Below are 7,314 nucleotides of genomic sequence, written 5' to 3' on the forward strand. Positions count from 1 at the left end.
CGAATTCGCGACGAGAGCGTCACGAAGAAATTACGAAGGCCCATTGTCGTTGAAGATCAACAACTTGCTGAAGGCAGGGAACAGCGACGGCGCCGCCTTGGGCAGGTGCATGACGCCGATGTCCGCCCCGTCGGTGACCGCCAGGGCCAGATACAGGTCGTTTCCATCGGCGCTGGCGCTCAGGCCGTTGCCGGCACTGAGCCGCTGCGCATCCAGGCAGCGCTCCGGCTCCTCGTGATTGCCGCGCAGGCGCACCAGGGTGGTGGCGCAGGCATTGCTGGTACCGAGGTAATCCACGCCGCCCTGCCCGGCCACGGTCCAGGTCCGGTAGCGCCAGCGGCTGGGCCGGTCCTGGCTGATCTGCTGGACACTGGCCTGGTCCAGGGCCGGATCGATCGACCACAGCCCGCTGGCCGCCAACCGGGTGAACACCACCCGCCCGCCGCTGCGGTCGAAACGCGCCTGGGAGACGCCTTCCACGCTGGCCAGGCGCCGCCACGGCTGGCTGCTGCGGTCGAACAGGCTCAGGCGGGTGTGCTGGTCCGCGTCGCGCTCGAGCACCAGCAGCTGGTCCGGGTTCGCCCCGTACAGCACCTGCAGGGGTTGCTCGACCGGCACCGGAAGCAGCTGCAATCGCTCGTCGCGGGGCGCGATCTCATAGACCACCGCGTTGCCGTGATCATCGCGGCCCACCACCAGCACCTGGCGGCTGTCCTCCGACCAGTCCGGGGCCTGCCGCGCTTCCGGGCGCAGCCCCTCGATCGGCCGCAACGAATCGGGTCGCTGCAGGTCGGCCCACCACAGCGCGAAGCTGCCGGAGCGGTCGGAACTGAAGACCAGCTGGTGGCCATCGGGCGCCAGCATCGGCTGGGCGTCACGACCGCTGGAGGCAAACAGGCGCTCGCTGCCACCGGTCGTCGACATCCTGAACACGCCGAACTGGGCGCGCCGGTGCACGAAGGCGAGCATGTCGCCGCGGCGCGACACCGCCGGCCACTGCGCATCATCCAGGCCGGCATCACGCAGGGTGCGCCGTGCCACGTCCAGGTAGTACAGACGGGCTTCGCTGTCGACGCGGCGGCCGAACACGATGGTGCGGCCATCGCCTAGCCAGGCCCAGCCACGCAGCTCGGCCGATTCATTGGTCAGCTGTTCGGGCGTGCCGCCCGTGGCCGGCACGCGCCACAGATCGCCCAGCTGAGGATTGCGCACGAACACCAGCCAGCGGCCATCGGGCGAATAGCGCGGCGCATAGTCGAAATCGTCCTCGTCCACCGCGTAGTCGATCGCCCGCCACTGCCCGGTGGGCAGATCCAGCACACGGATGCCGCGATGGGCGTAGCGGCCGACCATGCTGCCGAACACCAGGCCACGGCCGTCCGGCGTCCAGTCAAAGCTCAGCAGTTCGGTGCCATCGCACCGCGTGGCCTGGCGCAGCGCGCCGCCGGTGGCACTGGCCACCAGCACCTGGCAGCTGCCGTTGGCACCAAAGCGTGCAAAGGCAATCTCGCGGCCATCCGGTGACCAGGTCGGGAAACGATCGTTGGCGCCTTCCGGCGGCGACAGCAGCTGGCGTGCCGGCGCGTTGCCCGAGGTCTGCACCTTGATCGCGTTGCCGCCCTTGCCGTCCTCGTTCGCGCCTTCATAGGCAACCTGCGAACCGTCCGGCGACAACGTGGGATAGGTCTCGAAACCGGCGGTGGCGGTGATCAGGCGATACGGGCGTTCGGGGCTGCCGATCACGCGGGTGCCATCTTCCACCGCCGCATCCACCGGCGAGCTCACCGGCGACGGACGCCGCACCAGCAACACCGTCAGCACCAGCAACGCGAGCAGCATCGCCACGCCCAGCGCCAGCAGCAGGCGACGACGCCAGTAGCGCCAGCGACGGCGCGCCGCCGCATTCGCTGCCGGCTGCAGCACCGCCATGGGTTCATCAACGGCCAGCGCTTCGGGCGATGCCGCGTCCTCCGCACCTTCAGGCACGGCATCGGCCAGCACCTGCACCGGCACCAGCAATCGATAGCCGGTCTTGGCGATGGTTTCGATGTAGGTCTGGCCGTTGTCCTGGTCGGTGCTGAACGCCTTGCGCAGCTGCGTCACGGCCTGGGTCAGCACATCATTGGTCGGCAGCGTATCCGGCCACACTTCCGCGAACAGCTCTTCGCGGGTGACCACGCGACCCGGTTGCCGCAGCAGCACGCGCAGCACGCCCAGCGCTTTCGGCGTGAGCCGGCGCGGGCGACGCACACCCACGACGTCAACCTCGCGCGAGGACAACGTCACGGTGCAATCGCCGATCCGTATGCGGTCGGCTTCAGGCGGCTGGGTTTCGCTGGTCATGTGTTGCTAAAGGTCTGAAACGGGCCACGGAGGCAACTGCCAATCGACACGATTCCGTCCGAGGCACAGCGAGAAGCCAGATTCCGCAAAAAGCATCGGCGCATACCGCAAAAAAAACGAAGCGCGCGAATATTAGCCTATGCAGGTTACCTCGCCTATGCGTGGTGGACATCAGGCTCTCTCTCGCCGACGCATTCACATAAGCAGCAACATCATTCGCGCCCCTTTGGGCGCGAAATTTTTATCTGGGGTTCATTTTCACAGACGCCGGATCATGGTCAATCCGACCAGTCGCGAAACCACCAGAGCGACGTACATAACACCGGAAAACTGCTCCAGCATGACCAATGCGCGTGCCTGTGGATGCAGCGGAACGACGTCGCTGAGCCCCACCCCGGACAGCAAGCTGAAGCTCAGATAAAGCAGTTCCATCCAGCTGCGCTGCGGACCCTCTCCACTGCCCTGGAAACTGCCCGGATACCACTGCTGGCAGACCGCAAATGCGAACGCGAATCCCCACGCGAGCAACGTGAACGTAGCACCAACGGCAAACAGTTCATCGCGGGTGACCTTATGGTCCTGCAGCATGTAGGCGATCAGCGCGCCTGCCGTATAGAAATACAGCAGGCTTTCCAGCAGCTGCGCCGTGGTTCCGAGCGCGGGTCGGTCCAGCAGTGCCGCGGCAATGGAAAACACCACCGACGGGATGGCCAGCAGCAGCGCCAGCCACGTTCCCAGTGGGCTGCGCTGCACCACCCACAGCGCAAGCCCCAGCACCGCCATGCCGAACACACCCAACGCGGCGCGCCCGCCTGCGGTGTCATCCAGTGCCGGATACAACATCACCGCGATCAGTTGTGCGCCCAGCAGCCAGGCCGACGGATGACGGCGGGCGATGGCCAGCCAGCGGGTGGTGATGGCAACGGGCATGGCGTGCTTCCCTGTGTGGTGGCGCGAGGATAGCCGGTGCAGCGTGGATGCGTGGTGGTAGCGCCGGGCGCTACCGCTGCCACCCCGCTTCGGCATGGTCACGCACATCCTGGGTGATCTTCATCGAGCAGAAGTTCGGACCGCACATCGAACAGAAGTGCGCCTGCTTGTGCGCATCCTTCGGCAGCGTCTCGTCATGGAACGCTTTGGCCTTTTCCGGATCCAGCCCGAGGTGGAACTGGTCTTCCCAGCGGAACTCGAAGCGCGCCTTGCTCAACGCGTTGTCGCGCACCTGCGCACCCGGATGGCCCTTGGCCAGGTCTGCCGCGTGCGCGGCGATGCGGTAGGCCATGATGCCGTCGCGCACATCCTGCCGGTTGGGCAGGCCCAGGTGTTCCTTCGGCGTGACGTAGCAGAGCATGGCCGTACCGAACCAGCCGATCATTGCCGCGCCGATGGCACTGGTGATGTGGTCGTAGCCCGGTGCGATGTCGGTGGTCAGCGGCCCCAGCGTGTAGAACGGCGCTTCGCCACATTCGTGCAGCTGCTTGTCCATGTTTTCCTTGATCAGCTGCATCGGCACGTGGCCGGGGCCTTCGATCATGGTCTGCACGTCATGCTGCCAGGCGATCTTCGTCAGTTCGCCCAGCGTTTCCAGCTCACCGAACTGCGCCGCGTCGTTGGCATCGGCGATGCAGCCCGGGCGCAGGCCATCCCCCAGCGAGAAGGTCACGTCGTAGGCCTTCATGATTTCGCAGATGTCTTCGAAATGCGTGTAGAGGAAGTTCTCCTTGCGGTGTGCCAGGCACCACTTGGCCATGATCGAGCCGCCGCGACTGACGATGCCGGTGACACGTTTGGCGGTAAGCGGCACATAGCGCAGCAGCACGCCGGCATGGATGGTGAAGTAGTCCACGCCCTGCTCGGCCTGTTCGATCAGCGTGTCGCGGAAGATTTCCCAGGTCAGCGCTTCGGCGCGGCCGTCGACCTTCTCCAGCGCCTGGTAGATCGGCACGGTACCGATCGCCACCGGCGAGTTGCGGATGATCCACTCGCGCGTTTCGTGGATGTGCTTGCCGGTGGACAGGTCCATCACGGTGTCGCCGCCCCAGCGGATGGCCCACACAAGTTTCTCCACTTCCTCGGCAATGCCCGAGGACACCGCGCTGTTGCCGATGTTGGCGTTGATCTTGGTGAGGAAGTTGCGGCCGATGATCATCGGCTCGCTTTCCGGGTGGTTGATGTTGTTGGGCAGCACCGCGCGCCCGCGGGCGATTTCATCGCGCACGAATTCGGGGGTGATGATGCTCTGGATGGCGGCGCCGAACGACTGCCCCGGATGCTGCTGCAGCAGCGCCGCATCGCGGATCGCCTCGAGCCGCTGGTTCTCGCGGATGGCGACGAATTCCATTTCCGGCGTGATGATGCCGCGCCGTGCGTAATGCATCTGGGTGACGTTGGCACCGGCACGCGCGCGCCGTGGCAGGCTGCGCGCGGGGAAACGCACGGGGTCGAGCTTCGCATCGTGTTCGCGGTCGCGACCGAACGCCGAGCTCAGGCCATCGAGCTGTTCGGTGTCGCCCCGCTCCTCGACCCAACCGCGGCGCAGCGCCGGCAGGCCTGCGGAGAGATCGATCTGCACCTGGGGGTCGGTGTAGGGACCGGAGGTGTCATACACCGTGACCGGCGCGTTCTCGCCGCCGCCAAACAACGCGGGCGTGCGGGATAGCACGATTTCGCGCATGGGCACGCGCACATCGGGGCGCGAGCCCGGCACATGGATCTTGCGCGAACCGGCGATCGGCTGGATCACCGATTCGGAGAGTTGCTGGGCCTGCTGCTGCAGGGCGGAGAGCTGTGCGTTCATCGGGCATCGTCCAGGAAAGGTCAGGGACGAAGCGGCGGCGCACTGCGCACCGCGCCCGGACGGTCCTTGGGCGGACTCCGGGCACGGCAGCACTGCAAAGCTTCCCTACGCCGGTATGAGCCGGATCAGGTTCCAAGGGACTATCTCAACCGCGACCACCAGGCCGCGGTACCCCCGCTTCTTGCTGCGCATTAGAGCACGAAGGTGTGGGGACAGGGGTCAGAGCCCGTTGCTGGGCAACGGGATCCGACCCACCGTTAACGGAACGATGACATTCCGTTCAGTAACGTGATGCGGTGCCGCATGCGTGGCCCTCGCTGCAAGCTCTGGCTCGCTCCCCTCAATCCCTTGATCGGAGAAGCTCCTTCATGGTGTTTCGCGTTTCCATCGCACTGGTCCTGCTGCTTGTGCTGCTCGCCGGTGTCGCACCTGGCCCCTTCAACAGCGTCGTGCAGAGCATCCTCGGCGAACTCATCCGCGGCATCGGGTGGCTCTACCTGCTGGTCGTGTTCCTCGCCTTGGTCTTCCTGATGTACCTGGCGTTCGGTCGCTTCGGCAACCTGCGCATCGGCGGCGAAGATGCCGAACCCGAATTCTCGCGTGCCAGCTGGATGTCGATGCTGTTCGCCGCCGGCATGGGCATCGGCCTGGTGTTCTGGGGCGCGGCCGAACCCATCTCGCATTTCAGCAAGCCACCGGAAGGCATCGCCCCGCAGAGCATGGACGCCGCGCGCGCTTCGATGCGGTACGCGTTCTTCCACTGGGGCCTGCACCCGTGGGCGATCTACGCACTGATCGGCCTGGCGATGGCCTGGTTCCAGTTCAACCGCAACGGACGTGGCCTGGTCAGTGACATGCTGCAGCCGATCATCGGCCGCCACCATCGCGGCTGGATCGGCAAGGTGGTGAACGTCGCCGCCGTCGTCGCCACCGCCATTGGCGTCGCCACCACGCTGGGCTTCGGCACCATCCAGATCGCTGCCGGCGTGCAGCGCATCTTCGGGCTGCATGCGGGCGTGCCACTGCAGCCGACCATCATCGCGGTGGCCTTCGTGCTGTACATGGCGTCCACGCTCAGTGGCGTGGACAAGGGCATCAAATGGCTGTCCAACTTCAACCTGGCGCTGGCGGCGCTGCTGCTGGCCCTGGTGCTGGTGCTCGGCCCCACCGGTGCGATCTTCAATACCTTCACCACCACGCTGGGCTCCTACCTCAACCAGCTGGTGACGATGAGCCTGCGCATGTCGCCGTTCTCGTCGAGCACGTGGGTGGCCGACTGGACGATCTTCTACTGGGCGTGGTGGATCTCCTGGGCGCCCTTCGTCGGTTCGTTCATCGCCCGCATCTCGCGCGGTCGCAGCGTGCGCGAGTTCGTGGTGGGCGTGGTGCTGGCACCGACGCTGCTGGGCTTCTTCTGGTTCTCGGTATTCGGCGGCACGGCCATCTGGTCGCAGATCTTCGGCCACGCCGATCTGGTGCAGGCGCTGGGCAATGGCTACGAGACGGTGCTGTTCACCCTGTTTGACAGCATGCCGATGCCGTTGCTGCTGTCGTGCATCGCGCTGGTGCTGCTGATGATCTTCTTCGTGACCTCGGCCGATTCGGCCGTGCTGGTGCTGGCGAGCATGTCGACCGACGAGGCGGGCGATCCGCCGCTGAAGCGCAAGCTGGCCTGGGGCGTGGGCATCGCGCTGATAGCCGGTGCGCTGCTGCTGGCCGGCGGCCTGGATGCGCTGCAGGGGATGATCACGATCGCGGCATTGCCGTTCGCGCTGTTGATGGTGCTGGTGATGGTGTCGCTGTACCGGGTGCTGGACCAGGAGTACACGCGGGAGCGGCGGCAGGCGCAGCGGCAGCGGCACATGATCGATGCGTGGATTGCGCGGGAGATGGCGGCGCAGGAGGAGACGCAGGCGGAGGCGGCGCGGGCGCAGGATCAGGGTTGAGGGTGTTTTGCAGGGCTTGCAGCCCTGCACCTGCTCAATGCAACGGCTACGGCCGAAGCAGGAGCGGCTCTGGGTTGATGCTGGTTTGGCGGGGAGGGGACAGCTGGCGGGACACGCCGCAAGTACGTCCCTGTAGGCTCGGCCACGGCATCCATGCCGTGGACGGTCCCGCCAACTGTCCCCTCCCCGCCTCCGACAATTTCCCGGTGACGGCAGTAGATCCACGCC

The 7,314-nt window shown here is 66.1% G+C and carries 4 protein-coding genes and 1 riboswitch; of the genes, 1 reads left to right on the forward strand and 3 read right to left on the reverse strand.

Features of this window, described 5'->3' with window-relative positions; genetic code table 11:
• Window positions 1-30: 30 nt before the first annotated feature.
• From IAE56_RS07690 to thiC, 3 genes are all read right to left on the reverse strand, one after another.
• Window positions 31-2,343, reverse strand: a complete 2,313-nt coding sequence (locus tag IAE56_RS07690) for a winged helix-turn-helix domain-containing protein (RefSeq protein ID WP_200752104.1) — start codon at window positions 2,341-2,343, stop codon at window positions 31-33.
• A 258-nt stretch (window positions 2,344-2,601) separates the two neighbouring features.
• On the reverse strand, window positions 2,602-3,273 hold the full coding sequence (locus tag IAE56_RS07695) for an ion channel (protein WP_200752105.1): 672 nt from the start codon (window positions 3,271-3,273) through the stop codon (window positions 2,602-2,604).
• A 70-nt stretch (window positions 3,274-3,343) separates the two neighbouring features.
• On the reverse strand, window positions 3,344-5,140 hold the full coding sequence (gene thiC, locus IAE56_RS07700; RefSeq protein WP_200752106.1) for a phosphomethylpyrimidine synthase ThiC: 1,797 nt from the start codon (window positions 5,138-5,140) through the stop codon (window positions 3,344-3,346).
• Window positions 5,141-5,224: 84 nt separating this feature from the next.
• A riboswitch (TPP riboswitch) is annotated at window positions 5,225-5,326 on the reverse strand.
• 182 nt (window positions 5,327-5,508) lie between these two features.
• Between thiC and IAE56_RS07705 the strand changes: the two genes are divergently transcribed.
• Window positions 5,509-7,086, forward strand: a complete 1,578-nt coding sequence (locus tag IAE56_RS07705) for a BCCT family transporter (protein ID WP_200752107.1) — start codon at window positions 5,509-5,511, stop codon at window positions 7,084-7,086.
• Window positions 7,087-7,314: the final 228 nt, after the last annotated feature.

It is taken from the genome of Stenotrophomonas sp. S41 (assembly GCF_016624625.1).
In the GTDB taxonomy this organism is placed as follows: Bacteria; Pseudomonadota; Gammaproteobacteria; order Xanthomonadales; family Xanthomonadaceae; genus Stenotrophomonas.